Annotated in this window: 4 protein-coding genes and 1 tRNA gene; all 5 read left to right on the forward strand. The window is 52.5% G+C overall.

The features are described 5' to 3' along the window. Nucleotides 1–272, forward strand: a 272-nt coding sequence (locus Q1K24_RS09565) for a hypothetical protein (RefSeq protein ID WP_300369450.1), incomplete at its 5' end; no start/stop codon positions are given. 1 nt (nt 273) lies between these two features. Further along, on the forward strand, nt 274–711 hold the full coding sequence (lspA, locus tag Q1K24_RS09570; RefSeq protein WP_300369453.1) for a signal peptidase II: 438 nt from the start codon (nt 274–276) through the stop codon (nt 709–711). A 97-nt stretch (nt 712–808) separates the two neighbouring features. Beyond that, a tRNA-Val gene (locus tag Q1K24_RS09575) sits at nt 809–884 on the forward strand. A gap of 168 nt (nt 885–1,052) precedes the next feature. Then, nucleotides 1,053–2,876: a threonine--tRNA ligase gene (gene thrS / locus Q1K24_RS09580; RefSeq protein ID WP_300369456.1), complete on the forward strand. Its 1,824-nt coding sequence runs from the start codon at nt 1,053–1,055 to the stop codon at nt 2,874–2,876. Next, the coding region (infC, locus tag Q1K24_RS09585; protein WP_300369459.1) for a translation initiation factor IF-3 at nt 2,873–3,391 on the forward strand (519 nt) is incomplete at its 3' end. The genes thrS and infC, both read left to right, overlap by 4 nt.

Genomic DNA, 3,391 nt, shown 5'->3' on the forward strand with positions numbered 1-3,391 from the left:
GCTCAATGCATAGAACCCATCTCAAAGATCCCCATAGGCGGGAATGGCACCCAAACGGTGCGATGACGAGGCGAAAAGCGCAGGGCGATGCCAAAGTGACGCCCGGCATTTTCAACGAAATCAGCGTGTTTTTTGGGTACCACCCTGATGGGCGGAGCGCTTTTGCCCCCTCTCTTTGTTGGTTCTCCTTGACGATGCTTTGGCATCGCCTGCGTCGAACCGCCGCGACAGGAAGCAAAATCGCTTCCGTTACCGCCCATGGGGATCTTTGAGATGGGTTCTAAAAGCTGGCTCATATTTCTGCTGGCGCTTGCCGGCATCTATATCATTGACCAGGGAATCAAATCGATCTTCCTCGCCGGCTGGAGATGGGAGAGCGAATGTATATCGCTGACACTCGTTTTCAACCGCGGTGTCGCCTTTTCGATGTTCGATTTCCTCGGGCCCTATCTCAAATGGATTCAATTGGCACTGTTGGCCGGTGTACTCGGATATATTCTGCACGGCCGTTACCTTCAGCGTTACAGCCTTCCGCTCGGCATGCTGTTCGGTGCAGGTCTCAGCAATATCGCAGATCGGTTTATGCATGGCGGTGTTGTCGATTATGTGGATTGGCACTGCGGTTTCGATTTCGCCGTTTTCAACTTCGCCGATGTGATGATCGATATGGCGGTTCTATGGCTTTTGGTTTTAAATTTTAAGAAAAAATAAATGTAGATTTTGTATAATTCCGTCACAAAATCTTCGGCTCGATCCCATGATTTTATGGAAACAGAGCGGATTTTCTGCTAAACTTACCGCAATGGATGGTCGCGTAGCTCAGTTGGTAGAGCACTACCTTGACATGGTAGTGGTCACAGGTTCAAGTCCTGTCGTGGCCACCATCTTCATCCCCTGAGTCAAAAGTTAACAGTCAAAACCTAAAAAGTTTGTGAAAAAGCCCGATAATATGGTGATTTGCACAAAAATTTAGTACAATGCTTTTTTAGAACCCATCTCAAAAATCCCTATGGGTTCCAGTTTTTGACTTTTCAAATAAAACAAGGAATTGCTTGGAAGAAAAAGAGATCATTGCCTATAAAGATAAGAACGGGCAGATTATTGATACCCAAACCGCTGCAGACATCGATTGCAGCGACTGCGAACCCATCTACTTCGACAACTCCCCGGAAGCCTTGGAAGTTATCCGTCACTCCGCCGCACACCTCATGGCCCAGGCGATCAAACAGCTCTATCCCGACGCGCAGTTTTTTGTCGGTCCCGTCGTTGAAGAGGGGTTTTACTATGATTTCCGCGTCGACGAAAAGATCAGCGACTCCGATCTGAAAAAGATCGAAAAGACGATGCAGAAACTCGCCAACAAAAAGATCGAAATTGAGCGCTACTGCATTCCGAAAAAAGAGGCAGAAGAGAAATTCGCCGGAGACGATCTGAAGCAGGAGGTGATGAAGCGCATCGAAGACGAGCAACTCTGTATCTACCGCCAGGGCGACTTCGAAGACCTCTGCCGGGGACCCCATGTCCCCAATACGAAATACCTCCGCAATTTCAAATTGACACGTGTGGCGGGTGCCTATCTGGGCGGAGACTCCGACAGAGAGATGCTCACCCGTATCTACGGCATCGCATTTGCCGACAAGGAGACGCTCAAAGAGTATCTCGCGATGATCGAAGAGGCGAAGAAGCGCGACCACCGCAAGCTCGGTACCGAGCTCGGCCTCTTCATGTTCGACGAGGAAGCGGGGGCGGGGCTTCCCTTCTGGATGCCCAAGGGTGCGCGGCTGCGAAGCAAGATTGAGCAGATTTTGTGGAAAGCGCACCGCCGCCGCGGTTACGAACCGGTGCGCGGTCCCGAAATCCTCAAAGCCGAGATGTGGCGCACGAGCGGCCACTACGCCTGTTACGGCGAAAACATGTACCTGACCGAAATCGACGGACAGGAGTACGGCATCAAACCGATGAACTGCATCGGCCACATCCTGATCTACAAAAAAGATATCCACAGTTACCGTGAGCTTCCGCTCAAATATTTCGAGTACGGTGTTGTGCACCGGCACGAGCAGAGCGGTGTGCTTCACGGCCTGCTTCGGGTTCGCGAGTTCACGCAGGACGACGCCCACATCTTCTGTACGCCCGAGCAGATCAAACCGGTCGTTATCGATGTGCTGGAGTTTGTCGACCGCGTCATGAAGATCTTCGGATTCGAGTATGAAATGGAGATCTCTACGAAGCCGGAAAAGGCGATCGGCAGCGACGAAATCTGGGATACGGCAACCGCCGCACTCAAAGAGGCGCTGGACGAAAACGGTTTCGAATACGGCATCGACGAAGGGGGCGGGGCGTTCTACGGACCGAAGATCGATATCAAGATCACCGACGCGTTGAAGCGGAAGTGGCAGTGCGGGACGATCCAGGTCGACTTCAACCTGCCGGAGCGTTTCGAGATGGAGTATGTCGACGAGCACAACGAGCGTGCCCGACCGGTGATGATCCATCGTGCGATTCTGGGCAGTTTCGAACGCTTCATCGCGATTCTGACGGAGCATTTCGCCGGGGAGTTTCCAATGTTCATCGCCCCGACGCAGGTGATTTTCGTGCCGATCGCCGAAGGTCACGTCGCGTATGCGAAAGAGCTGGCGGGTGAACTGGCGGAGTTCGACATCGATTGCGAGATCGACGACCGCAACGAATCGCTGGCCAAACGGGTGCGGATGGCTGAGAAACAGAAGGTGCCGATGATCGCCATCATCGGAGACGAAGAGGTCGCAAACCGCAAGGTTGCGATCCGCGACCGCAGGAAACGCGAACAGTACGAACTGGATGCGGACGCATTTATCAAACTCATCAAGGAGCAGACAAGTGAGGTCAGAATTTGAGTAAGAAGAACGATGTAATCATGAACGACGACATTCGGGCCCGAGAGGTTCGCCTGGTAGGCGATGACGGTACGCAGTACGGCGTGGTAAGCCGTGACGAGGCGCTGAACAAAGCGGCCGATGAAGGGCTCGACCTCGTTCTGATTGCACCGCAGGCCAATCCGCCGGTCGCGAAGATCATGGACTACGGCAAGTTCAAATATCAGCAGGAAAAGAAGAAAAAAGAGGCGAAAAAGAAGCAGAAGCAGATCGAAGTCAAAGAGATCAAACTCTCTGTCAAAATTGCCCAGAACGACATCAACTACAAGGTCAAGCATGCCCGGGAGTTCCTGGAGCAGGGCAAGCATGTCAAATTCCGTGTCTTCCTGCGCGGCCGCGAAATGGCCAACCCCGAAGCGGGTGTCGAAGTACTCAAATCGGTCTGGCCGATGGTCGAAGATATCGCCGATCTCGAAAAGGGACCGTTCCACGAAGGGCGCTACATCAATATGTACGTCGTACCGAAAAAAGAGAAG

The sequence above is a fragment of the Hydrogenimonas sp. genome (assembly GCF_029932565.1).
In the GTDB taxonomy this organism is placed as follows: Bacteria; Campylobacterota; Campylobacteria; order Campylobacterales; family Hydrogenimonadaceae; genus Hydrogenimonas.